This is a genomic window from Nostoc sp. C052 (assembly GCF_013393905.1).
In the GTDB taxonomy this organism is placed as follows: Bacteria; Cyanobacteriota; Cyanobacteriia; order Cyanobacteriales; family Nostocaceae; genus Nostoc.
The window spans coordinates 783,225-807,065 of the sequence record NZ_CP040272.1 but is presented as its reverse complement, the minus strand read 5'-3'; the positions used below and the strand labels follow the sequence as shown (position 1 = coordinate 807,065).

The following is a 23,841-nucleotide window of genomic DNA, read 5'->3' as shown; positions in this document are numbered from 1 at the left end:
AAACGATGGTATGTCGGGGTAGCTGGCACTGATATTTATTACAACACACTTGTTCAAGTTGATTACTGAGTAAATCCAAAAAAATACTTAGTAATCTAAACTCAATTTGCTCAAGGAAAACTGAGCTAAGTATATTCACCCTACTGCTTCTAACCTAGTGACTATTTAAAGGTATTTAAAGTTGCCACTTTGGTTGATGTTTTTACAAATAACAAATAACGTTATTCTATAGATGTAAAGATGTGTGAACTAAGGAGTAAGGAGTAGGGACTAGAGAAAAGTTTTCTTATATAGGCAATCAATCATAAATACACAATGCCCACTCCGCACTTCCCATACCCCACTCCCCACTTCCCACTCCCCACTCCCAACTACTATGTTAACGACGCCAGAACGCCCCCAGTCACCAACTTGGCTTACAATTATCCGGCTTTTGCGCTGGCATAAACCAGAAGGACGGTTAATTTTAATGATTCCTGCCCTTTGGGCTGTGTTTTTGGCAGCTTCCGGGAAACCGCCCTTACCTCTGGTTGGTGTAATTATATTGGGTACTTTGGCTACAAGTGCGGCGGGGTGTGTTGTCAATGATTTGTGGGATCGGGATATTGATCCAGAAGTGGAGAGAACACGCGATCGCCCCCTCGCTTCTCGTGCTTTATCTGTGAAAGTTGGGATTGTAGTTGCGATCGTATCGCTAGCATGTGCGGCAGTCCTGGCGTTTTATCTTAACCCCCTGAGTTTCTGGTTATGTGTGGCAGCAGTGCCTATAATTCTGCTTTATCCAGGCGCAAAGCGGGTATTTCCTGTACCACAACTGGTACTTTCCATCGCTTGGGGCTTTGGGGTATTGATTAGCTGGAGTGCAGTCACACAAACCATCTCTCAACCAACTTGGTTACTTTGGGGTGCAACTGTTCTGTGGACATTAGGATTTGATACTGTTTATGCTATGAGCGACAAGGAAGACGATCGCCGCATTGGTGTTAATTCTAGCGCCCTATTTTTTGGGAATTCTGCCCCTCTCGCCATTGGAATTTTCTTTGCTGGCACAATCTTATTGTTGGCTTGGTTAGGCGTAGTCATACATCTGCACTTAGCCTTCTGGATTAGCCTTGCTGTTGCTACTATTGCTTGGATTTGGCAGTCTCTACGATTAATACAGCAAGACTTACCTAATCCTGTTTATGGTCAGATGTTTCGGCAAAATGTGTGGATTGGTTTTATTTTACTTGCTGGGATGATTGCTGGATCTGTTTATTGAAAGCGACGGGAAACTCCATCTCCTGGTGTCTGTAGAGGGATAGTCACCCCGTCGCTTGAGGCATTGGTAACTTCTTCCCTATGCCCAAAAACTCCTGACCAATAACTAAAGTAGCCATTTTTTTCCTTTAGTTAGAGTGTTGATAGTAATGTGGTCAAGTCAAAATCGACAGATGTAATTTTTTGTCTGGGTTCCAGCATCAAATCACCTGCAATTTAATTCCAGAATTTGAGAATGTAAAAAGTAAAGTGAAGATTGTTTAGTATGAGTATTTGGGAACTCATATTATCCTCAGCAATTCCTTGCCACAATTATCCATAGGTGAGATATTGAGGTCTATGCAAACTTCAGCAAAAAAAATTGGTGAAGTCGTCAAAAGTTTATTGAGAGCCTTAACTTTTTTGATACCGCATCCCTGGTAGTTGTGAAACGAAACCCATAAGTTCCAACTGTAATAAAGCACCGGAAACTGAGCCAGCAGCCATACCGGTTTGTTGAACAATAAAATCAAAGGGTAAAGGATCGCTTGCGAGTGCCTCCGGCACGCCTACGGCGAACGCATCCATTATCGTTTGCAATTCTGGCGATAAAGTTGGCAAACTTAACTGTTGTGGTGCTATTGAAGCCTCAATTCCATCTAGTTGTGGTATTGCTCCTAGCATTGTTAAGAGTTCGTCTAATTCCTTAAGAATGAAAGTTGCTCCCTGACTCAATAACTTTAAGCACCCTTGGGATGGATAATCGTCCAATCTTCCAGGTAAGGCATAAACATCTCTACCAAATTCATTGGCGTAGGTAGCAGTAATTAAGGCACCTGATTTTATTGGCGCTTCCATTACCAAAATGGCGCGGCTTAAGCCTGCAATAATTCGGTTGCGACGGGGAAAGTGAGTGCGATCAGGTGGGGTTTTTGTGGGGTACTCACTTACGACTAAACCAGCCGTCAAAATTTGCTTATACAAGTCCCGATTTTTATGTGGATAGATCACATCTACACCAGTTCCCAAAACTGCGATCGTCCTTCCACCTGCTTTCATGGCAGCAATGTGGCTTTCGGTGTCAATTCCCTCTGCCATCCCAGAGACAACTGTAAAACCATTTTTCGCCAAAGCTGTACTAATTTGCCGAGTCCAACGGATACCATATTCTGAAGGTTGGCGGGTTCCGACAATTCCAACCATTGGTTTTTGTCCGAGATTTTCTTGGAGTTCGACTTCACCACGATAGTATAAAATTGGCGGCGGACTGGGAGTTTCTAGCAGTAAGCGGGGATAATCTGCATCTGCTGGTGTCCAGAAATGGGAATTTTCCTGCTGGTGCTGAATGAATAGTTGTTCTGGGTGCAAACGCGATCGCTGTTTTACTACTTTTTCTAGTGTTTGAAAACCCAAACCTTCCACTTCTCCTAACTGTGCTTTGGTAGCGTTCCAAGCTGTTGCCAGTGTACCAAAATGCTGTTGCAGTCGTCGCAGTAACACCGGGCCAATCCCTGAAATTTGCGCCCAAGCTAGCCAATATGCACCTTCTTCTACCACCGTTCCATCCTCACACCTACTGGATTGAGTATTCCCAAATTAACGTGAGTTCGACAAGTCTTATTTGACCTCTCCCCCAGCCTCTCTCCGACACGGAGAGGGGAGCAAAAAGCGGGATTTTTCTTGCTCCTCCCTTTCCGTTTCGGAGAGGGAGGCTGGGAGGGAGAGGTTCATCGAACTCACGTCACGTTAAATTAGGGTTGGCTGTTGATGGCGAGGTGGAGTTAAGGCAAGAGATGCGATGAATCGCCGTCTCTACAAAGAACTTCTGCTTTTTCTTTCCCAATTCCCCTTGACTTTTGACTCTTGACTCTTGACTATTAACTATTGACTATCTATTTTTTGATCTTTTGTGATGAAATATTTTTATCGTCTTTTAATAAGCCTATCTGGGTGCTTAATATTTTTACTGGTGCATAGTGTGCCTAGTTTGGCAGCCGAAAAGATTGTTTTCAGATACGGATTGTTTGAGCAATCGGTTCCGGTGGCAGATATACGCAACTATGACGAGACACAAAAGGCTTCTAGCGATTTGCAATCTTTCTTAAATTACCTCAGCCCTAAGGAGAAACAGAAGTTTCAAGATGCTCTGAAAGTGAAAATGTCTCTTGATATTGCAGCTTTAGATAAGCTGATAAATACAGGAATGGGCAAGCAAATTTTATCTTTTGCTTCCCAAGCGATCGCTCGTCGCGATCAAGCGAGTACACAAGCGCTACGATCTGCCATTATTGTAGGAGCAAAATCACCAGAAGGTCTGGGAATAACTAGCTTTCTAAAAGCTTATCCCAGCAGTCAATTAGTTGTTGATGTGTCAAAAATTCAGAAGCTAGTCGGCATGGCAAATTTATCTTCTGGTTCTGCTGACGCACCGCCGAAAGACGACGTAAGTTCTTCACCTTTAGGGAAAATTGCCCTGCAATATCAGATACTCGCTGCCCAAGATAAACAGTTTTCAGGTTGTTTATTTGGCGATTCTGTTTCGGCTGAACTTGGTAATACTTTGGGGAATGGTACTTTTAATTTTGGGTTAAATGGTTTGAGTACAATCTCATTAGTAGAACAACTGAAAAGTCTAATTCCTACCAAGGTTAAATGTGAAAAAGCGATTATTGCTATAGGTGGAAACGATGCTTGGTATGGGATTAGTGATGAGTTGTTTACCAAAAATCTGCAAGAGGCGATCGCACTTATCCGCACAATGGGAACTAAAGAGATTTTTCTGATTCCAGCTTTTTATTCAACAGTTGCAGCCAGCTTAGATCCAACTGTATCAGCACCGCTTCCGAAAGTTGAACAAATTAATGTTCTGATTAATCAAGTTGCTGAAACAGAAAAAGTGCCAGTTGCAGCAGCAGGACTAGCACCATTATATGAAAATAATGTTCTTAAAGAAAATTTAACCAGTGATGGCGATCATCTAAATGCAGAAGGTCTGAAAATTTATCGGGAAGCATTATTGCAAATCCTGGGTAAGTAAGACAATTTTAGATTTTGGATTTTGGATTGAATAAAAAATCTAAAATCTAAAATCTAAAATCTAAAATATCATTGTTAGGCTTTCCAACTCAAAAATCGTGCATAAAGATAAGCAATACCTTCATCAAGAATTGTTCGCACACCTTCGCTAGAACGCCACCAATTTGTTGAATTGTAATCTTGCGTTTTGGCAGCGATCACACCAACTTTAATATCAGGGGTAAGTATTTTTCTAAAAAGAAACCAACTTCTACGAGCATGAACATCTAAGGAAAAAAGATTAATTGATTCTATCTGTAAATTTGAATTGGATAGCCAGCGATGAAATTCGGCAGCAGAGGCATAACTCCGATCTTTAACTACGAAAGGTGTCGGAACAGCTACGACTTTTTCTGCTTCTAAACCAAGCTTTATGAAAGTGGCAGCTGACACTTCTGCAAAGTTCTTGTATCCAATAAGATAACTGCCTTTTCCTAATGTGCCTCCGGTAGTAATTATTTGCCGATAAGAACCCGTTTGAAATTCAGTCAAAGCTTTTTCTATAGCGTAATCTGGTAGCCATCCTTCAACAACTAATACTTCTGCTGATTCAATTGGGGAAGTTACGGCGAGAAATGAGTGTACATGAGTAAAAACGAAAAATATTAAATAAGCAATCAAAGCGATCGCAATTGCCCACCCCTGAGCCGTAAGTGTCCACATTTCTTGACGCTTGATTATTTTAATGTTGGGAAATTTTTGACACCGACGATTTCTTGTCTGCATTAAACCTTAGCTAAACGTTGTTCTTTTAAATAGGTAAACACAGACTTATCTCCAATATCAGCAGGAATTGCTTGCACTGTTTTTCGCAGGGCAAATACCAAAAATAACGTTGCCCAAATTCCTAATAAAACACTCTCCCCCTGAGTTGGTAAAATTCCTACTAGATGTCCTAACAATAGTATCGGTACTATTGGGGTTAATACTTTGGTTTCTAGGCGATTGAAGCAAAAAGCCTCTTTAAAATAAATACCTGTCAAAGCAACGAAGATAAAACCAACTCCAAATAAGGTAAGCGGTTGATTGTAAACAGTAACAGCTAAAGGTTCACTACTAGTGATGGCCAGAATCACTGATGCTATAGTACCGATCGCCCAAAAAATTTGCAACGTTCGGTGTAGTGATGCCATGTAAATATGAATGGTAAATAAACTTACACCAAGAGCGAGACTAAAACAAGCATATAGAGGTGTGAGTGCTGTTATAACAGTCTGGTTATTGTTGAGTAAAACCAAAGCGCTGCCAATTGCAAAGCTCAGTGCTGCTACCATCAACCCAGCCCGGTAGATAATTACACCAGTGCGATCGCTTTGAGTAATTGTAAATTCCCCAAACTGGCCTTGATAAACTTCTGGTGCGGAGAGTGTTTGTGTAGTCATAGTTTGCTAATGAAGATTGTTTTGTATATGTATTAATCTTGACAATTATCCAAAAAAGCTAAAATATACATCTATTATCTGGTAATGGTTAGACTAAATTTTACCTGGGGATTCAAAGTAATCAGAAGTATCCAAAAATGGCAAAGAATAATCAGACTGTTCTGGCACTAACTTTACTCATTACAGCAAGTCTTATAGGTATATTTGCTGTTTTAGCCTGGATTGGATATTCGTTAACAAGGTCTAAGTCTGAGAGCAAAAGTCCAGGGAACACTAATTTAGTCAACACAACTACTAATTCTAGCTCATTGAAGCAAATAGAAATTACCACAGCCCGCAATGTCGATTACAGCCAGTTGCAGAAATATTTACAAAGCAAAGATTGGCAAGGATCTGACCGAGAAACTTACCTGAGAATGCTAGATGTCGCAGGGACTAAGGCACAAGCTGAGGGTGCGATTGGCAAAGATGAAATGAATGCACTTTCATGTGTTGATTTGAAAACCATTGACAGGCTTTGGAGTATAGCTAGTGATGGTAAGTTGGGCTTTAGCGCTCAAGAAAAAATTTTGAAGGAAGAAAAAAACGACTATCGCAAGATGTATGACGCGGTGGGATGGCAAACCTTAACAGGCGACTGGCTGATTCAGTGGAACTATAATCAGCAAACTAAAAGATACGAGTATAAACCTGGTAAGGAACCAAACTTTAAAACCTTCCCCCCAGGACATCTACCAACTGTGGAAAGAGGATACAACTTTGGTGTTTCTCTGGATGGGGCACTATCGAGATGTGGTATTTAAGTTAGCACCACTTGAAGCATTTCTTGGCAATCTAACTGCAACTGTGAGTGAGCATTACCGCTATTAATGGCAATTTCTACCCAGCCATGACTGCCAACTAAAGCTATTATTTCTCCCAGCTTGACATCACTGTAAGTTTCACAACCTGGTATAGTCAACCCAGCTGCTTGTACATACCAAGTTTTGGCTTGTACGTAACTCCCTGGAATATTACTCACTAAGTTGCCAAAGTTATCAATATATTGAATACAACCTACTACACCAGTTGTTGTTTGCTTGCAGTTGCCTATATCCAGTTTTACCAAACTTGCTGGATCAATTTCTTGTCCTAGCTGTTTGAAGGGGACACCACTAGCAAGATTCGCTCCCACTGGTGCAAAGATATCTCTACCGTGAAAAGTCTTGCTTGGTTGAGGAGTTCGCCAATAGTTAAGATTTGTAAGTTCAACGGCGGCGATCGCAGGACTTTGACTGAGTACCCCGCTAAATATACCATTATCCGGGCCGACCAGAAACCCTTGAGCAAATTCTACTGCGATCGCTCGTCGCTTACTTCCCACACCCGGATCTACTACTGCCAGATGCACTGTTCCAACTGGGAAATAGGGATAAGCATTCATCAAGCTAAACCTAGCTGCGGCGATATCTTGCGGCGGGATTTGGTGCGTTAAGTCTACTATCGTCAGCCTGGGATTGATTTGGGCTATGACTCCCTTCATTATGCCTACATAAACATCGCGATCGCCGAAATCACTGAGTAAAGTTATAAGTGGTTGTTGATCTATCTGCTTTTTAGACATAATTTAAGATAAAATATCTATAAAGTTATAATTTTCTGTAGCAACAGCTACAAAATGTATGTTATGTTAAGGATGCAAGACATAAAGCAAAAAATTAAAGAGGGTAATCACTATGAGTCAAAATAGACTACAAAGTTTGAGCAAATCAAGAGAAGCTCACAGAGCGAATATTCAAAGAAGCCTAGAGCATCGCTTAGAAGTAGCCAGAGCAAAAGGCGACGAACAACTGATTCGTCAACTAGAAGCTGAGATGAGGTATTCCAGCTAAATCAAGTTTTCATTGTTCATAGTTTTGTTGTTTAACCCGCTACGGCGGGTTTTTTCTTTCTAGAGGGTTTCTGGGCATTACTTGCACCATTCCAAGAACTGTAAAGGGTTTCTGTTAATAATCTTTGTTGTTTTTCTGATGGTAGATTATCCAAGGGTTCATCATCTTCTGTCACCAGAAGACTAACATCTGGTAACAAATCTTCTGGTAATAAGCCGGCATCTGTTAAGGTGATAGACTCACTCATAAAGTATTCTGGGGGGTAGCGCACTGGGAAGATTGAATGGGGATTTAGACCCCAAGCAAATCTTACTCAGACAATTTCCCAGTTCACTAAGACTTTGGTTTATAAGTTGAAGCAACGTGCAATTCTTTCAACTGTTTAGCATCTACACTCGAAGGTGCATCTGTTAACAAACAACGCGCTTGTTGTGTCTTCGGAAAAGCAATGACATCTCGAATAGATTCTTCTCCAGCTAGCAACATTACCAAACGATCTAAACCGTAGGCGATGCCACCATGCGGCGGTGTACCATATTCAAATGCTTCTAAGAGAAAACCAAATTTACTTTGTGCTTCTTCAGGAGATAAACCAATCGCTTCAAAGACTTGCTGTTGAATTTCTCGCTGATAAATCCGCAGACTTCCGCCGCCAACTTCTACACCGTTGAGTACTAAGTCGTAAGCTTGGGCGCGTGCAGTTTTTAAATCGCTCAAATCATCGGGATGTGGTGCTGTAAATGGGTGATGTAGTGCTTCTAGACGCTTTTCGTCAGCGTTCCACTCGAACATTGGGAAATCTGTAATCCAGAGTAAGTTGATTTTTTCTGGATCAATTAAGTTAAACTCTTTAGCGATCGCTTGTCGTAATCTATCTAAAGTTTTATTAACTGTAGCAGCTTCCCCTGCCCCAAACAACAGCAGATGTCCAGCCTTTGCAGCTGTGCGGCGTAAAATTTCTTGTTTTTGTGCTTCGCTTAAGTTGTCTTTTATCGCTCCAATGGTGTCTATTTCGCCATCATCCCTGACGCGGATATACGCTAAACCTCTAGCACCGGCTTCGCTAGCTTCTCTAAATAAGTCGCCGCCTGGTTTAATGCGGACATTGGAAATTACATCGTTACCGTTGGGAATGGGGAGGATTTTGACGATACCACCATTAGTAACAGTGTCCCGAAAGACTTTGAAACCAGAGTCTTTCACAATATCTGAGACATCAACTAATTCCAAACCATAGCGGGTATCTGGTTTATCACTCCCGTAGCGTTCCATACCTTCAGCGTAAGTCAGACGAGGGAAAGGGCGCTGTAACTCAATGCCTTTAACGGTTTTGAAGATATGGCAAACTAAGTTCTCGTTTAGTTCGATAATTTCTTCTTGGGACATGAAGCTCATTTCCATGTCCAATTGAGTGAATTCCGGTTGTCTGTCGGCGCGTAAGTCTTCGTCACGAAAGCAACGGGCAATCTGATAATATCTATCTAAGCCAGATACCATCAGCAGTTGTTTAAATAGCTGGGGTGATTGGGGCAAAGCATACCACTCACCAGGATTGACGCGGCTGGGTAGAACATAATCCCGCGCCCCTTCTGGGGTAGAACGGGTAAGTATTGGGGTTTCGACTTCAATAAAACCTTCCAAATCTTCCAGATAACGACGCATAGCTTTGACAATTTGATGACGCAGTTGCAAATTTTGCGCCATGCGATCGCGTCGCAAATCTAAATAACGATATTTCAGCCGCAAGTCTTCCCGCACTGTCTCGGTGTCAGCTACGGAAACTTGGAAAGGTAATTGTTTGCGAACAGCATTGAGGAGTTTAATTTTATCGGCGTAGATTTCTACCTCGCCTGTTGGGATGCGGGTATTCAGCGATTCTTCGGGACGTTGTGTTACCCTACCAGTGATTTCGACAACATATTCATTTCGTAGAGCATTCGCATGTTCATAAGAATCTGGGGTGCGTTGCGGATCGCTGACGATTTGGACAATTCCAGAGCGATCGCGTAAATCTAAAAATATCACACCACCGTGATCGCGGCGACGGTCTACCCATCCGTAAAAGGTAACTGTTTCTCCAATATGTTCTTTTCGGAGTTCGCCGCAATAATGAGTTCGCATAAGTGTTAATTATTGTTTCCTGGGCTAGATTGGCAAGAAAATGTCAAAGCCTTCCCATTATCTAGCATCAATAGTAATTGTAGTAGTTATGGTGAAATAAAAAATCAAATAATCTCAGACCATATATGTAAAAGAATCCATGACACCGAAAGGGTAAGTTTTACCTATTTTTACAATAGCTCCCGGAATTCATCACGGCTGATCTGACAGTCACGGAGTATCTGTGATAACAAACCAGAACCAATTGTTTCACCAGAATGCACTGGAACAACAGTTCGACGACCATCACCGTGTATCAAAAAATGGTGGCTGCCTCGTATTCTTGCTACCTCAAAACCTGCTTTTTTTAAAGCTGTAATTACTTCCCGCCAGTCAAACTCGGTAGTTTGCTCATACTTAAACGGAAACCCTCTGCACACCTATAAACTCTAATGCTTCGGCATTTTCTTGTTCAACCTCTAAACAAAGTTCAATAGCTTCTTTAATCCGCTCTATCAGTTCGTCTAGAGATTTGGCTTGGGTCGCAACGCGATCCTGCCAGACTAGGCACGGAGGCAACAAAATAACCTTCAGAGTCGCGTTCTATAATGACGTTAAATTCTCTGGTCATCTTGAGGTTGTTGTTTGGTGAGGTAATCTAATTTTAGAGTAGTTGAGTAGGTGCGATCGCAAAAGAAAGATTTAGGACATTAAGGTTTGACTGTTGTGATAGCTGATATGGATAAGCAACAGTTTTGTTAGAGGTAACAGTATTTGGTGGTGTCTCCCTTAGTTGCGATCGCAGGATTTTACGCTCCTCTTTTTAAAATTGCCGCAGAGTCATCAGTTGTAATGCTGGTAACTAAGATTACAACATTTCTTCTTAAGGTTGTAGTGTTAAAGAGAAACACTGTAATGTTAATGACCAACGTTGTAATTTTGATAAACACAGGTTAATTATAATGCCACCAAGATAAGTATTACTAATATATTTTAATATTCAAAGATAAGAGCGCAGAATAGCGCGTCTTTATCACGTATTGCATCCAAAATTTTTATATTTTGCTTATTTTGCCAAAATCTGGAATATTGCACAGTAAAGTTGTATAAAATCTCAGTGAAACCCTCTTGCTGACGCAATTATGCCGCCAGACTACGCCGTTCAAAATCTCCAAGGTCGCTCTTTTAAAGGTCAAAACCTGACTGGGGCTAACTTTAGAGGTAAGGATATTAAAGGCACAGACTTTACCAACGCTATTCTTAAAGATGCTGACTTTACAGGTGCTAAAGCTGGACTACAGATGCATTGGGTAATTGGGTTATTGATAATTTCATGGCTATTATCAGCACTATCAGTATTTTTATTAACCTTAGTTGGTGTATTGATAGCATCTATTTTTGACGCGAGAATCACACAAAAACCCATCACTGGGGTAGCCGTGAAAGCTAGGCTAGAACCAGCTTTTGGATATTGTCACGTTTGTCTTGTTCCCAGTCTCAGACTAGGAATACCGTCCTAGATGCCCTGCCGCCAGCAAGGGAGGCAGAGCCGTCAGCCTAAAAGCATTGACTGAAATCCTTATTTTTTCTTTAATTAATAAAAGCGAATCTATCTTAAGAAGTATTTTCAAAAATAGAGAAAGCAAATATGCTGTTACTGATCAAGTTTTAACTTTGACATCTTGTATTTAATAAAATAAAAATTTCAGTAGGTAGGGCTTGCTGCAACTTTGCACTTTTGTAATTAATAGACAAACTTGTGGCACTGAATAGGGCAAACATTTGATTTGAGCGTGTACAAATTTGATTGCTCCCTCATCATTAATAGATAAGTTAGTAAATCAATAAAACAAGTTCTGCCACATTTATTTTATTTACAATGTGTCAGCTCTTGTAAGTAACCCGATCCTTGCCTGCTCAATAGGGTCTGAAACCTTGAGGAAAGTATGGGGTTTGTTTCTCCTGCTTTCTTCATTCACAGCTAGCTACGCTTCATAGTTTTGTGAGTTGAGCAACATGAAAGTGGATGAATTTAGCCAACAGATAGAGCAATTGCGCTCACAGATACAGGAAATCTTGCAATGTGATGGAACTAAGTCAAACTCACAACAGGAAATTGTAACGGAGGCTTTTGAGGAACTTAATACCGCAATGGAAGAACTATTGACAGCTTCCGAGAAGTTAGAAGAAGCACGAGCAGCAATAGAGAAAGAGCGCCAGTGTTACCAAGATTTGTTTGAGTTTGCTCCGTATGGTTACTTAGTAACTAATACTGTTGGGACAATCCAAGAGGCTAACCATGTAGCAGCAATCTTGCTCGGTATCCCACAAAAATATTTAGTAGGTAAACCATTAATTATCTTTATTGCTCAACAATACCAGCAGTCCTTTAGCTCTCACATGAACAATTTGCAAGAGCTAATAAACTGGGAAATTAACCTACAACCACGCAGAGGAAAGCCTTTTCCTGTTAGTGTAAAAGCCTCAGTCGTATACGACCTTGAGGGGAAACAGCTTGGCTGGCGTTGGCTGCTGTGCAACATTAGTGAACGCAAACAAGCTGAAGAAATGTTACATCAAGCTTACAGTGAGTTAGAAATCCGGGTAGCGGAAAGGACAGCAGAACTGGTAAAAGCAAATCAAAAATTGCTAAGTGAAATTACAGAGCGTAAACGAGTCGAGTCACAACTGTTGCACCTTGCCTTTCACGACGCGCTAACTGGTCTGGCAAACCGCGCTGCATTTATGAACCGCCTAAAACATGCGATAAATTTTTCAAAACGGCATTCAGATTATCTATTTGCTGTGCTATTTATCGACCTAGATCGGTTTAAGGTGATCAATGACAGTCTTGGACACCTAAATGGAGACCAACTTCTGCTTGCTATTGCAAGTAGGCTAGAAGTGTGTGTACGCTCTATAGATACAGCGGCACGGCTTGGGGGAGACGAATTTACAATCCTGCTTGAGGGAATCCAGGATGTGTCAGATGCTATCACGGTAGCTGAACGGATTCAGCATGAACTAGCGTTACCCTTTGAGCTTGATGGACAAGAAATGTTCATCACGGCAAGTATTGGCATCGCGTTGAGTTCGACAGTAGATTATAAACATCCAGAAGAACTGTTGCGGGATGCTGATACAGCAATGTACCGAGCCAAGGTGTTAGGCAGAGCGCGTTATGAGCTATTCAACTCAGAGATGTATGCTAACGCTCTAGCAAGATTGCAGTTAGAAACCGATTTGCGCCGAGCAATTGAACGCGAAGAATTTCGAGTTTATTACCAACCGATTGTTTCACTTGCTAGTGGCTCTATTTTAGGTTTTGAGGCTCTGTTGCGCTGGCAGCATCCAGAACGTGGTCTGCTTCATCCAGCAGATTTTATTCCCTTAGCAGAAGAAACTGGACTAATTTTCTCTATTGGTAACTGGGCGTTGCATGAAGCCTGCCGCCAGATGCAGGTTTGGCAAGTATGCCATCGTTCCAACTTGCTAGAAAAAATTAGTGTTAATCTCTCCGTCAAGCAATTTTCTCAGCCGGATTTGATTGAGCAGATTGGGAAAATTTTGCACTCAACTGGTCTTGATGCTGGCACTCTAGCGCTAGATATTACTGAAAGCGTAATTGTGGAAAATGGCGATAAAGCAAGTGCTGTAATTTTACAACTTCGAGAGATGGGCATTGAGTTATCAATTGATGACTTTGGTACGGGCTACTCTTCATTAGGTCGTCTTTATAACTTTCCGATTAGTGTGTTGAAAATTGATCGTTCTTTTATCAGCCCGATGAGCGCCAATAGTAAAAACTTAGAAATTATTGAGATAATCGTCACCTTGGCACATAAGTTGGGTGTGGATGTGCTTGCCGAAGGAGTAGAGACAAAAGAGCAACTAGCACTTCTCAGAAAGTTGAACTGTGAATATGGCCAGGGACATTTTTTTTCACTTCCATTAAATAACTCGGCAGCCGAGGCATTAATTATGCAAAATCCTCGGTGGTAAGGTTTCTTTAGCTAATTGTAATTTCTTGTTTGTCTCGTTCCCTGTCCCCGACTGTAAACTAGGTTTTAAAGGAGTTTCAACTTAATTTGACACCAATGAGCATTGCTGTGCCCTTACGAAAGATGTGGTTCAAATAGATGAAAACTGCTGTAAACTCAAATCCTTCAACTAATAAAAGATTTTAATTACTCATCAAATCCTCTCCCTTGCTCTCTGCACCATGCTCCCCTGCCGCCTCAATGTGCAAACTATAATCACAACAGCTTAACCACGCTATCTCTTACAAAACTTTTAGAGCTTCAAAACTCGCTGCAAATTGTCTATCCCCGCATCTTGAGCTAGCAAAGGTGTACAGTGTAACGTTATCAGAATTTTTAAATGGGGTGTTTTTTAGAATATCTGGAATTGCTAATGTTGCTAGCGCTCCACCTAAACTGTGTCCTGTGACAAATACTCTTATAAATTCCGCTATTTACAATCTTGTATGTGTCAGAAAATCAGTTATGTTCATTGGTTTGAGGAGATGATGTCATGTTGACTATTTGAGGCTTTTTAGAGTTAGTGTAACTAAATATGTAAAGTTTTGTATTAGGATTCAACATTTCTGGTATATGACGTAACCATAAGTTAGAAATTTGTCGGAGCATACTTAAATTTCATTCATCATTTGAAGTCCTAGCCACTATTAGTTTTTTCTGCTTGAGAGTTGTGAAGATAATACAAACTCCCAGTATTGACACAAGAACTATAGATGAGCCGATAGTACCAAAATCGAGGCCACCTTTGGCGTGTGGCTTTGTCAGAATATCTCCTAGTGTTGCACCAAATGGTCGAGTTAGGACAAATGCAATCCAAAACAACATGACTTGAGAAATTTGAGTATAATAATATGCTGCCAATACCAGGGTCAGCAAAGCAGCAATTAAGAGCGATCCTCCGGCAAATCCCAGACCAGAACTATCGGCTAAAAAATCGCCCAAGGCAGTACCTAAAGTATTGGAAAATAGAATTGCAGTCCAATAAAGCAACTCAATTTTAGGTGTTTTGACGTTACTCACAGATAGAGATCCAACACTAAATCGCCAGAACGCCAAAATAGCTAAGAGAATGGTGGCTAAAATCATAGACCCCACAGCGTAGCCCAGCCCTAAGGTGCGATCCATATAATCTGACATCGTTGTACCAGCTGTGCTAGTTGAAAGAATGACAGTCCAATAAAGTAATGGGTGATAGCTTTTCGATATCAATTGAGACACAAGAGTAGTTAAAAATACTCCAATTAAGATGAGAGAACTAACCGCATAGCCGACATTTAGCGTCATTGACAAAAGGTCTCCCGCTGTTTCTCCCAAAGTCGTTGCACAAATTTTCATAATCCAAAAAAATGCCGTGATTTGTGGAAGTTTGTTCATTATTGCTTCTACTTAATCTGAACTTGTGAGTTGATAATAGAGAGAAAAAGTCAAGAAATAGTCAAGATTTTATTTAAAAAGTAATTTTCTCCTAAAATAGGCACTAAAAATAGCTGAAATGTCTCATTAAAAATTAATTTCACTATTTGATGTTGAGTTTATTTAACTCAAACTAATCTTGACTATTTCTTGACTTTTATTACCTACTGTGAAAGTACAAACCCAGAATTAAAGGTATTTTACAAGCATGAAGACTTCCACAAAAATAATTTTGGCAGCAGCTTTTGTTGGTAGTTTGGGACTTGCTGGATTGTCGAGAGTTGTGTCTGCAAAACAACCACAATCTTTTGTAGCAATTGCACATCAGCATCATAGTGATATCCAAGTTGCTGAAGCCAGTGATGGCGACGGTGAAACAAATGATGATGCACAAGAAGCAGCAAAACTGCAACTGCTAGCTAAAATTACAGCACAACAAGCACAGCAAGCAGTTGAAGCATCTGTGGGAGGTAAGGCGAAAAGTGTCAAACTCGAAAATGAAGATGGCAACTTAGTTTATATTGTAGAAATTGGTCAGCAAGATGTTAAGGTCGATGCTGGTAATGGGAAAGTTCTCTATACTGAGAATGCTAATCAATCAGATGAGAAGAATGAAGCTACTCGTCCTAAGAGTAGTATTCAAGTTCAAGAAACTAATGATGATGGCAAGTAGGTAGAAAACTTAAAATCATATTACCTTAGTTGCCAGTATAGAAGTCCAGTAAAAAACTGTTGTAGCGCATACTAAATAAACTTTATGAAAACAAGATAGAAGGATGGGAACTGATCTATACGTTGCAATTGGGCATAGTCTGGACACAATTCAGATTTCTAATTTACCAACATCCCTAAACCAGCACTTTGCAGATCATATTGACAAAATTCAGATGCGGATCAGTCATGGTTATTCTGGTAATCTATTGAGCAGGGACAACAATGATTGGGTTTGGGAGGTAGTTGATGAGTTAGACTGGGATGCTCCTCATGAATTAGAAGGTGAAAATCTTTGGACTTGGATCGACAAGCCAAAACCTACTGAATCATTTGAGCAATATTTGCAGGAAAATGGATATCTCTATATGAATGGCCCCTACTGTATGTCTATGTTTATTGGAAGGCGAGTAGCTATTCTCAGCACGGATGTTCATTGGGATCACTTTTTGTTTGACGAAATTGTTCAGACAGATATGCGTTGTTTTTCCCACTTTCTAATGAATTTCTTTGGTAGTTATATTGCTGTATATATGCCAGATGACATTTCACCTACTGGTGACGCTGTTCATAATTGCCTGCATCAGGGATGGGATCTCGATCAAATGCTTTCTTGGTTGAAGAGCCAAAAGCCGCCAGCCAAGTCTATCCAAACTATGATAAAAACTGTTTCCTACCAGACGACAGCGTGCTGGAAAGCAGAGGGCTACTACGTAGATGATTTTGCTAAATTTGTTGCATGGTTGGGATGAACATAACAAATGTTTATCAAGTTTTGATAGTCAAGAAGTTGGTAAACGCACAGTAAAACAACTACCAACTTTTAATTGACTGGTAACACTAATTAATCCATTGTGATTTTGAGCAATAGTCTGAGCGATCGCTAGCCCTAAGCCAGAACCACCTAACCAATAAGAACGAGACTGATCTGCTCGCCAAAAACGCTCAAAAACCTTGTCGATATACTCTGGCGCAATTCCCATACCTGTATCTTGCACGTTGATATAAAGCTGGGAACCCACACGACTGGTTTTAATTTCTACTACGCCTCCTGATGGTGTATAGTAGATTGCATTTTCAATTAAATTAGTAAACAGTCGCGTTAATTGAACTGAATCACCTATTAGCTGAAGATTAGCAATTAATTGAAATTTGAAGTTAATTTGTTTGGCTTCAGTTTGAGGTTTATACAGTTGTATTAGATTCTCTAATATTGACGTTAAATTGAGAGTATCCTTATTTTGATTGGAAACTCTATCAGTGCGTGCTAACATAAGTAAGTCTTCTGTGAGACGAGTCATCTGGTTTGTAGCGTTAGCGATCGCCTGAAATTTTTCTGCATCTTTTGGACCTATTTCTTCTGGATACTCTAGCGGTAACTCAGCATTAATTTTGATAGCCATTAACGGACTGCGTAGTTCGTGGGAAGCATCAGCAGTAAATTGTTTGAGTCTTTCAAAACTCTCTTCAATGGGTTGCATTGCTTGACGAGTTAGTAAAATTCCGCCAATACTACTCAGAACCAAAGTTATAATAATCCCACCGCCTAATCCCCAGTCCAGCTTTTGGAGGGTTTCATCAAATTCTTCTAGAGATTGACTCACCCTCACATACCCAACTAACTCACCATTATCACTAGCAATAATTGGTACATTTACTGCTTGGATGGGGATTTTACCAGTCTGAAATTGTACTATTTTGTTTGGTAAAAAAGGTAAAGTTAAAACACTTTTTCCCTGTTGGGTAATCAAATTTCCTTGAGTATCAAACCACTGCAAAGCTTGATGAGAAGCAATTAAGTCTTGTGGACGAAAGTCACTTTCAACTGTCAGACGACCTTTTTCAAACTCTACATTTGCAGCTGCACCTTTCCCTATGGCTATGAGTTTATCTGTGATTTGTTCAGTCAAGCTGCGAGTGAAAGCAAATCGGACTGCGATCGCAAATATTCCTAGCAGCGATGCAAACACAACTAAGTAAGACAACAACAAACGATATCTGATTCTTTGAAACACATTATTTATCGCTGTAAAATTTTAATTTTGATTTAAAAAAATGACTAGCATTATATTTATCTTAAGTTACTTTACTTGTGTCCTAGACGATAACCAATGCCATAGATATTTTCAATCAAGTCTTCCGAACTTCCAGATGCTCTAAGTTTATTCCGCAAATTTGTAATATGAGTTTTAATACTTCCTTCTCCCGAAGATTTATCAAAATCCCACAGTTTGTCAAGAATTGCCGAACGAGTGATAACTTGATTTGGGTTTCTCAAGAAATATTCTAATATCATATATTCTTTAGGAGTTAATGATATGATATTTTCTGCATAAGTAACCTGTTGAGTTGCTGGATCTAGTTGCAAATCACCGTGGATTAATATCTGGGGACGAATCTCTGGAGTTCTTCGAGCTAAAGCCCTAATGCGTGCTGCTAACTCTTTTAATTCAAATGGCTTAACTAAGTAATCATCAGCACCAGCATCGAGTCCGATAATTTTATCGCCTGTTGTATCTCGTGCCGTCAGCATTAAAATCAGAATATTAGATGAAGCAGCGCGTAAACGTTTACATAGAGTAATTCCATCTAATTTAGGAAGCATTAAATCTAATAATATTAGCTCATATAATGCTGATTGCGACCACTCCCAAGCTGCCAAACCATCGGGTGTTATATCCACAATATGATGTTGTCTTCTTAAAAATTCAGCTAATGGTTTGGCAATGCGATCGTCATCTTCTACTATCAAAATTCTCATAATGCTCCACCTCTAAATTATTAGAGCTTGCTAACACTGAGCAGGGATTATCTTACCTACAAGGTTAAGATAAAATTTTTTATCATATATTCTTAATTTGAACTTAACCTGATTTTATTAATGTTCATATTAATAATAAGAATATGTGATGCCAATCAAACTTACTCTAATACGGTTAGGTTAAGGTTTTTTGATGAAAATTATAATCACAAAGACGCGATAAATCGCGTCTCTTGTCTTAACCGAAAAATATTGAAGCTGACTCGTAAAATCTATTTTTTATCTCTGATCTCTCTGTGACTCTGCGGTTTAAAAGTAATTTATTTAACCACAGAGGCGCAGAGAACACAGAGTAAGGAGAGTGAAGAGAAATTTTTTCCTAATTCCTAATTTTCTGATAAAGGGTATCTCGTTGTTGGTAAGGTCGTCCTAAAGAAGCGATCGCATTTTCCAAGGTTTCCACTTCCATACATGTACCACCTAAAGCACCTGCCATTGTGGTGATATGCTCTTCCATCAATGTGCCACCGATATCGTTGCAACCCCAAACTAAGGCTTCTGTTGCCCCTGCAAGCCCCAGTTTTACCCAACTCTGCTGATGGTTGGGAATCCAATTACCTAAGTAAATTCGCGCTACAGCTCCTAATAGCAATGCATCGGTTAAAACTGGTTGATCGCGTCCGACACGGCGACGTAAGGATTTGGGCGCTTCTTGGCCAACGAATGGTAATAAAATAAACTCTGTGATCCTTGCTGGATATCCCTGATTGATGGCGGTTTTTTGGAGCGATCGCAATTTTTCTAAATGTCCGATTTGCTGTTCGTGGGTTTCAATATGCCCAGATAACATAGTGCTAGTGGTATGCAGGCCTAATTTGTGAGCGGTGCTGACAATTTCTAGCCAAGTGGCTGTATCAATCTTCTCTGGACACAGTATCCGCCTCACTTCATCGTCTAATACTTCTGCTGCTGTTCCCGGCATTGAATTCACTCCGGCATCGCGCAAAGCAATAATCACATCAGCATATTCGAGTCCGTCTAGTCTGGCGATAAATTGCACTTCTTGGGGTGAGAAAGCGTGCAGATGTATCTGGGGAAATTCCTGTTTAATGGTTTCCACTACCTTGAGATAGTAGGGCAAAGATTTACCATTTATTTGCGCTTGTGGATTTAACCCACCCTGCATACAGATTTCCGTCGCACCTCGTCGCACTGCATCTGTGGCTTTTTCTAAAATTTGCGCCGAATCTAACCAGTATGCACCGACATCCCCATCATCTCGACGGAAAGCACAAAAACTACAGTGCTGCTCACAAATATTAGTAAAGTTGATATTACGATTAATTATGTAGGTGACAGTATCACCTGCTTGACTATGGCGGAGTGTGTCGGATGTAGTACGTATTGCTGCGATCGCCTCCGGTTCAGTTTGTTGTAATAACACTACTCCCTCTTCGGGAGATAAGTCGTACCCCATCAAGGCACGTTCCAGAATTTTTTCAACAACAGTTTTTGTCAGCATTATTTGATTAATTTCTCAGTAAATCTTAATTTTATAATTTTGGAAATAAAACAGGAGTCAGAATACAGAATTCAGAAGTCAGAATCAAGATGCGACTCGAAAACACTCGTTCTAAGCAAAGCCATGCCGCAGGCTTTACGCTGCGCTATCCGCCAGTCGTACATAATTCATTCTGTTAGCGGATAGCTAAGGTTTAGCCCATTCTGTCTCCTGACTCCTGAATTCTACTTAATAAATACACCAAGTTCTGGGGAATCCCAAGAGCGAGTATAAGTTTTACCTTTAAAATTAACCTCTAGAGATTTCTTTTGTTTACTTTTTTTAGTTTCCATTGCAATAATCCCACAAGGCTGAAAATCTTTATAGGAATCCTCTTTTTCTAAACTTGACGAAATATTAGTGACATTAACATGTTGAATTTTAACTACTTCTTGATTATTTTGCTGTAACAGTACCCACAAAGGGTATTCCCAAGGGTCATTTCCCATTAATAATCCAATATTAGAGCATTTTTTTGAATTTAAAAACTCAACTGCTCCTGTGTAAGTACCTTTGAGGTATGGTCTATTACTGAAATACTGCTCAATTCTGCTGGTTTGGAATATATTGTTGCTATCAATAATAGGTCTATATCGATTAAAAAATAGCCACGGCAAAGATGATATGAGCAAAAATGTCACTAAAAAAACTGCTATCTTTTGCTTTTTCAGCTTAGATAAAATAATCCCTAAAAATGGAGAAATTAATACAAAAAAAGTTAAATGAAGACGACTATTCCAAGCTTGCCATTTGACTAAGTAGCAAAACATCAGAAATGTAGATATGGTAGCAATAAAATAAGCAACTAGATAACTGTCTTTACGGATAGATTTTCGTGTGATAAAAATAGTTACGCATATAATTAACAATGCTAAATGTACAAAATTACCAGCACCATTTTCATTACCAGGTATCCCAATTGTTGGCCAACCTCCAGGCACAAAAAATGTTTTGGAAAAAGTTATCCTGGGGTCATTAATATCTACACCAATAAATTTATGTATGATTTGAATTAGTTTATTTGCTATTCCATTCCATAAACCAATCGGTGTGCCTATATGCAAAGCCAGATTTCTGATAACATTAGAAAAAAGTATATTAATACCGTGTAATTCATTTTTATATTCACCTGGTTCACCAAGGGGTGAAGTAAATAAATGATAATTGCGTAAATAGTGGCTAATATTAAGTAATAAAGATATACTTCCTACCATCAAAGCAGGCTTCCATACTTGCCAACGCAAACGTTTAATTTGGTATAAACCAAACCAAACTAAGAAGGGAAAGACATAAAAATAAGCAGTTGCCTTACTCAAAATAGCTAATCCGGTGCTACTGCCAATATGGAATGAACTCGTCCAGATATTGCTGTTTTTGGCTTCGATAGTTGATAGCAAGTAGTAGGCAAGAGAAACTACCCAATAGGCAATTACATAATCATTTTGAGTACCAGACGCTTGCAATATTCCCATAGGAATTGTTGCAGTTATAACCGCAGAGAAAACTTGACCTCGTAAATCTGCTCCGAGTTGTTTGGCAATTAATGACACTCCAATAATACAGCCAATCATACTGAACCATTGAACTAAGTTGGCAAAGTAGTCACCACCACTAAGAATTTGAAAATGCAAAATCACAAACTCTGACCAAGGGTTTTGATATAGCTGTGGAGTATAACTTGTTGGATAATGAGCAACACTATGATTTTCTATCCAATGAGCAACACGACTCATGTGATAGTCCATAGAATCCCAGTTATTGGGTGGTGCGATAATTGCAATTAATCCAACTGTCGTTACAACAAAACCCACGCCAGATAGCAAGAATTTTATAACTGATGGGATTTTAATATTTTCATTTACTTGAAAAGAGTTATTTGGCTCTAAAGTCTGAGTTTTTTGAGAATTTAAGCGCAGATATATAGAAATTAATATTATACATATTAATCCCCAAGTTACTAATACCCCACCAAAAGTAATTAATTTAAGAAAACTCAAAATTTCTGTGATAACAGTGAGCAAAACTCCCCAGTAAGTAAAGGCTACTATCATCGATTCCCGCCAATCACGAGAATTTTTATTAATTAACAAAAAAATAGCAATTAAAGAAATGAGAGGTAAAATTATAAACATCCAATTTCTCTTGTGGAGTGGGCGTCTCGCCGCCCATAATAACCAAGAGCAGACAAGATGTCCACCCTGTAGTGGTAATATTATTTCTTGGTAATCCCTCACGTATATCTTGCCTACATGAGGAAATATAGTATACACCTGCCATCTGCTTGAGCGATCGCAGAAATAAGCTTAAAACTGCAAGATAAACCGCAGACACTACAAGAGTGGTTAAAATTGCTAAATACAAAAAAATAGTGTGGTCAAAAAACCACACTATTTTGACCGATTAATACAGTCAAGCAGTGAATATGACTAATTTGCCCTTGCTTGTGGTTTTCGTCGATTTTGTATTAGCAGTCCAATCGCCATACCAATACCGACAAAGGCTGTAAAGTAGAATAAACCAATCAATCGGATATAAATTGGTGGTGCGATCGCTTCAACTTCGACTTCTTGCGCTACCTTCACTGGTGTAAATTGACGGTTAGATCCTGTTATAGGAGTTGCTTCTACCTCGATTTTGTGGGGTGAACCATCAAAAAATTGTTCTTGCCATATTAGCTTACCTTGATCGTCGGGAATACCTTTGTAGTCAAAGACTGTTAAATTATGTTCTGTGGCGATCGCTTTCACCTGTAATGCTACATCTATGATTGGTTGTCCGGTTGCGGTATCTTTTACCTGTAACGCTAAATTTGCAAGTTTTCCGACAGTTGCATTTTTATCTCCCTCAAGGTTAATTTCCAATCCCTGAGATTTTTGAGATGATGGTGCGATGACTTCAGTACTACTTGGGTGATGTTCACTGCCATGAGCTTCAGCAACTTCTGCACTAATATTGATAAATAATAGGGTTACTATAGCCACTACAGTCAATGCACTTAATAAAAGCCGGACTGACTGGGGTGCTATTTCTCCTTGTCGTAGTTCTTCTTGTCCACCAATAACCCAACCACCCAACAATCCAAGTGACAGTAATATAGCTGCGATCGCAACAAAATATTTATATTTGACTGGATTTTCTCGGACATGCAGATTTAAAGTTTGTTCATAAGCAACAAAAGTATTTACTACCAAAGGTGACACTTTAACTAATAGTTGATAATTACCACGTATGGGTAACATCTGCTGAATTTCTAGCTTACCATCAAGTGCATTAGCATTCATTTGTAACAATTTTGTTCCCTCGACAATGGGAAAATCCGTTGTTAACCAAGGATTACGCGGCGGTGTCAGAATTTGTAAACTAATTTTGGCATTTGTTAAAGATTTACCCGCAGCATCAACAGCTTGTAGCGTCAGCTTAACAGGAGATTGTGGTTTTTCTGCCTCTGCTTCAAAAGGCAGAATACGTTCTAAAGGTGGGTTGGTGGAAAGTAGCACTCTGGATGTAGGAATTTGGGAATTTCCCACAAAGGAATAAAGTATTGACAAAGTGACGCAAACAGCGCTGATAACTCCAAAAAGTCGATATTTTTTCATAAAAATTTATGGTAAATTTTAAGTTTACGTACTTTCTGTGACTGAAACCTTAATAGCAGTAGATGAAATTTATTCCAGATTATTATTACTAA

23 protein-coding genes are annotated in these 23,841 nt (G+C 39.7%); 8 read left to right on the top strand and 15 right to left on the bottom strand.

Translation table 11 applies throughout. From position 1 onward, the window contains the following. Positions 1-376: 376 nt before the first annotated feature. Positions 377-1,261: a 4-hydroxybenzoate solanesyltransferase gene (locus FD723_RS03375; protein ID WP_179064088.1), complete on the top strand. Its 885-nt coding sequence runs from the start codon at positions 377-379 to the stop codon at positions 1,259-1,261. 392 nt (positions 1,262-1,653) lie between these two features. Here the strand turns inward: FD723_RS03375 and dprA are convergent, their stop codons facing one another. Next, positions 1,654-2,796, bottom strand: coding sequence for a DNA-processing protein DprA (dprA, locus tag FD723_RS03370; protein WP_179064087.1), 1,143 nt, complete (start codon positions 2,794-2,796; stop codon positions 1,654-1,656). 421 nt (positions 2,797-3,217) lie between these two features. On the opposite strand from dprA, the gene FD723_RS03365 reads away from it, so the two are divergent. Continuing rightward, positions 3,218-4,276 (top strand): alpha/beta hydrolase, encoded by a 1,059-nt coding sequence (locus FD723_RS03365; protein WP_256875042.1) that lies wholly within the window; start codon positions 3,218-3,220, stop codon positions 4,274-4,276. Positions 4,277-4,350: 74 nt separating this feature from the next. Here the strand turns inward: FD723_RS03365 and FD723_RS03360 are convergent, their stop codons facing one another. Both FD723_RS03360 and FD723_RS03355 read right to left on the bottom strand, forming a co-directional pair. Further along, complete coding sequence (locus tag FD723_RS03360) at positions 4,351-5,040, bottom strand: ElyC/SanA/YdcF family protein (RefSeq protein ID WP_179064085.1); 690 nt, start codon at positions 5,038-5,040, stop codon at positions 4,351-4,353. Further along, entirely contained in the window at positions 5,040-5,696 is a 657-nt protein-coding gene (locus tag FD723_RS03355) for a DUF2301 domain-containing membrane protein (protein ID WP_179064084.1), read from the bottom strand. The genes FD723_RS03360 and FD723_RS03355 overlap by 1 nt, the downstream gene beginning before the upstream one ends. A 137-nt stretch (positions 5,697-5,833) precedes the next feature. Here FD723_RS03355 and FD723_RS03350 point away from each other — a divergent pair, with 137 nt between their 5' ends. Continuing rightward, positions 5,834-6,499, top strand: coding sequence for a GUN4 domain-containing protein (locus tag FD723_RS03350; RefSeq protein WP_179064083.1), 666 nt, complete (start codon positions 5,834-5,836; stop codon positions 6,497-6,499). Here the strand turns inward: FD723_RS03350 and FD723_RS03345 are convergent. Continuing rightward, on the bottom strand, positions 6,496-7,299 hold the full coding sequence (locus FD723_RS03345; RefSeq protein ID WP_179064082.1) for an S-adenosyl-l-methionine hydroxide adenosyltransferase family protein: 804 nt from the start codon (positions 7,297-7,299) through the stop codon (positions 6,496-6,498). The genes FD723_RS03350 and FD723_RS03345 overlap by 4 nt on opposite strands. 112 nt (positions 7,300-7,411) lie before the next feature. Between FD723_RS03345 and FD723_RS03340 the strand changes: the two genes are divergently transcribed. Next, positions 7,412-7,567: a hypothetical protein gene (locus FD723_RS03340; protein WP_179064081.1), complete on the top strand. Its 156-nt coding sequence runs from the start codon at positions 7,412-7,414 to the stop codon at positions 7,565-7,567. A gap of 31 nt (positions 7,568-7,598) precedes the next feature. On the opposite strand, the gene FD723_RS03335 is transcribed toward FD723_RS03340, so the two are convergent. The 4 genes from FD723_RS03335 to FD723_RS03320 form a co-directional block, all read right to left on the bottom strand. Beyond that, positions 7,599-7,814 (bottom strand): hypothetical protein, encoded by a 216-nt coding sequence (locus FD723_RS03335; protein WP_179063503.1) that lies wholly within the window; start codon positions 7,812-7,814, stop codon positions 7,599-7,601. Between the two features lie 86 nt (positions 7,815-7,900). Next, positions 7,901-9,688, bottom strand: coding sequence for an aspartate--tRNA ligase (aspS, locus tag FD723_RS03330; protein WP_179064080.1), 1,788 nt, complete (start codon positions 9,686-9,688; stop codon positions 7,901-7,903). A gap of 170 nt (positions 9,689-9,858) precedes the next feature. Further along, a complete protein-coding gene (locus FD723_RS03325) occupies positions 9,859-10,107 on the bottom strand; it encodes a type II toxin-antitoxin system HicA family toxin (protein WP_256875041.1) in 249 nt (82 codons plus the stop codon). Beyond that, positions 10,085-10,246 (bottom strand): type II toxin-antitoxin system HicB family antitoxin, encoded by a 162-nt coding sequence (locus FD723_RS03320; RefSeq protein WP_256875040.1) that lies wholly within the window; start codon positions 10,244-10,246, stop codon positions 10,085-10,087. The genes FD723_RS03325 and FD723_RS03320 overlap by 23 nt, the downstream gene beginning before the upstream one ends. Positions 10,247-10,809: 563 nt before the next feature. Between FD723_RS03320 and FD723_RS43870 the strand changes: the two genes are divergently transcribed. Continuing rightward, positions 10,810-11,187, top strand: a complete 378-nt coding sequence (locus FD723_RS43870) for a pentapeptide repeat-containing protein (RefSeq protein ID WP_179064079.1) — start codon at positions 10,810-10,812, stop codon at positions 11,185-11,187. 496 nt (positions 11,188-11,683) lie between these two features. Continuing rightward, entirely contained in the window at positions 11,684-13,669 is a 1,986-nt protein-coding gene (locus FD723_RS03310; protein ID WP_179064078.1) for an EAL domain-containing protein, read from the top strand. A 280-nt stretch (positions 13,670-13,949) separates the two neighbouring features. On the opposite strand, the gene FD723_RS44090 is transcribed toward FD723_RS03310, so the two are convergent. Continuing rightward, a complete protein-coding gene (locus FD723_RS44090) occupies positions 13,950-14,075 on the bottom strand; it encodes a hypothetical protein (protein WP_372743809.1) in 126 nt (41 codons plus the stop codon). 250 nt (positions 14,076-14,325) lie between these two features. Further along, the gene (locus tag FD723_RS03300; protein ID WP_179064077.1) at positions 14,326-15,081 is read right to left on the bottom strand and encodes a hypothetical protein; all 756 of its coding nucleotides are present in this window, start codon (positions 15,079-15,081) and stop codon (positions 14,326-14,328) included. A 247-nt stretch (positions 15,082-15,328) separates the two neighbouring features. Between FD723_RS03300 and FD723_RS03295 the strand changes: the two genes are divergently transcribed. Further along, a complete protein-coding gene (locus FD723_RS03295; protein ID WP_179064076.1) occupies positions 15,329-15,793 on the top strand; it encodes a PepSY domain-containing protein in 465 nt (154 codons plus the stop codon). A 103-nt stretch (positions 15,794-15,896) separates the two neighbouring features. Next, the gene (locus FD723_RS03290; RefSeq protein WP_179064075.1) at positions 15,897-16,583 is read left to right on the top strand and encodes a hypothetical protein; all 687 of its coding nucleotides are present in this window, start codon (positions 15,897-15,899) and stop codon (positions 16,581-16,583) included. A gap of 30 nt (positions 16,584-16,613) precedes the next feature. Here the strand turns inward: FD723_RS03290 and FD723_RS03285 are convergent, their stop codons facing one another. The 5 genes from FD723_RS03285 to FD723_RS03265 form a co-directional block, all read right to left on the bottom strand. Further along, positions 16,614-17,846 (bottom strand): cell wall metabolism sensor histidine kinase WalK, encoded by a 1,233-nt coding sequence (locus FD723_RS03285; RefSeq protein WP_179064074.1) that lies wholly within the window; start codon positions 17,844-17,846, stop codon positions 16,614-16,616. Between the two features lie 71 nt (positions 17,847-17,917). Then, on the bottom strand, positions 17,918-18,592 hold the full coding sequence (locus FD723_RS03280; protein WP_179064073.1) for a response regulator transcription factor: 675 nt from the start codon (positions 18,590-18,592) through the stop codon (positions 17,918-17,920). A 379-nt stretch (positions 18,593-18,971) separates the two neighbouring features. Continuing rightward, on the bottom strand, positions 18,972-20,114 hold the full coding sequence (gene cofH, locus FD723_RS03275) for a 7,8-didemethyl-8-hydroxy-5-deazariboflavin synthase subunit CofH (protein ID WP_179064072.1): 1,143 nt from the start codon (positions 20,112-20,114) through the stop codon (positions 18,972-18,974). Between the two features lie 224 nt (positions 20,115-20,338). Next, positions 20,339-22,285 carry a hypothetical protein gene (locus tag FD723_RS03270; RefSeq protein ID WP_179064071.1) on the bottom strand — a complete coding sequence of 649 codons (1,947 nt, stop codon included), beginning with the start codon at positions 22,283-22,285 and terminating at the stop codon, positions 20,339-20,341. A 294-nt stretch (positions 22,286-22,579) separates the two neighbouring features. Further along, positions 22,580-23,749 (bottom strand): hypothetical protein, encoded by a 1,170-nt coding sequence (locus FD723_RS03265; protein WP_179064070.1) that lies wholly within the window; start codon positions 23,747-23,749, stop codon positions 22,580-22,582. Between the last annotated feature and the right edge of the window lie 92 nt (positions 23,750-23,841).

What these genes read in the sequence shown, in the direction of transcription:
- FD723_RS03265 (WP_179064070.1), bottom strand. Translation starts at nt 23,749, where the DNA reads ATGAAAAAATATCGACTTTTTGGAGTTATCAGCGCTGTTTGCGTCACT.
- FD723_RS03350 (WP_179064083.1), top strand. Translation starts at nt 5,834, where the DNA reads ATGGCAAAGAATAATCAGACTGTTCTGGCACTAACTTTACTCATTACA.
- FD723_RS03360 (WP_179064085.1), bottom strand. Translation starts at nt 5,040, where the DNA reads ATGCAGACAAGAAATCGTCGGTGTCAAAAATTTCCCAACATTAAAATA.
- FD723_RS03295 (WP_179064076.1), top strand. Translation starts at nt 15,329, where the DNA reads ATGAAGACTTCCACAAAAATAATTTTGGCAGCAGCTTTTGTTGGTAGT.
- FD723_RS03270 (WP_179064071.1), bottom strand. Translation starts at nt 22,285, where the DNA reads ATGTTTATAATTTTACCTCTCATTTCTTTAATTGCTATTTTTTTGTTA.
- FD723_RS03340 (WP_179064081.1), top strand. Translation starts at nt 7,412, where the DNA reads ATGAGTCAAAATAGACTACAAAGTTTGAGCAAATCAAGAGAAGCTCAC.
- FD723_RS03345 (WP_179064082.1), bottom strand. Translation starts at nt 7,299, where the DNA reads ATGTCTAAAAAGCAGATAGATCAACAACCACTTATAACTTTACTCAGT.
- aspS (WP_179064080.1), bottom strand. Translation starts at nt 9,688, where the DNA reads ATGCGAACTCATTATTGCGGCGAACTCCGAAAAGAACATATTGGAGAA.
- cofH (WP_179064072.1), bottom strand. Translation starts at nt 20,114, where the DNA reads ATGCTGACAAAAACTGTTGTTGAAAAAATTCTGGAACGTGCCTTGATG.
- FD723_RS03355 (WP_179064084.1), bottom strand. Translation starts at nt 5,696, where the DNA reads ATGACTACACAAACACTCTCCGCACCAGAAGTTTATCAAGGCCAGTTT.
- FD723_RS03375 (WP_179064088.1), top strand. Translation starts at nt 377, where the DNA reads ATGTTAACGACGCCAGAACGCCCCCAGTCACCAACTTGGCTTACAATT.
- FD723_RS43870 (WP_179064079.1), top strand. Translation starts at nt 10,810, where the DNA reads ATGCCGCCAGACTACGCCGTTCAAAATCTCCAAGGTCGCTCTTTTAAA.
- FD723_RS03310 (WP_179064078.1), top strand. Translation starts at nt 11,684, where the DNA reads ATGAAAGTGGATGAATTTAGCCAACAGATAGAGCAATTGCGCTCACAG.
- FD723_RS03300 (WP_179064077.1), bottom strand. Translation starts at nt 15,081, where the DNA reads ATGAACAAACTTCCACAAATCACGGCATTTTTTTGGATTATGAAAATT.
- FD723_RS03335 (WP_179063503.1), bottom strand. Translation starts at nt 7,814, where the DNA reads ATGAGTGAGTCTATCACCTTAACAGATGCCGGCTTATTACCAGAAGAT.
- FD723_RS03280 (WP_179064073.1), bottom strand. Translation starts at nt 18,592, where the DNA reads ATGAGAATTTTGATAGTAGAAGATGACGATCGCATTGCCAAACCATTA.
- FD723_RS03290 (WP_179064075.1), top strand. Translation starts at nt 15,897, where the DNA reads ATGGGAACTGATCTATACGTTGCAATTGGGCATAGTCTGGACACAATT.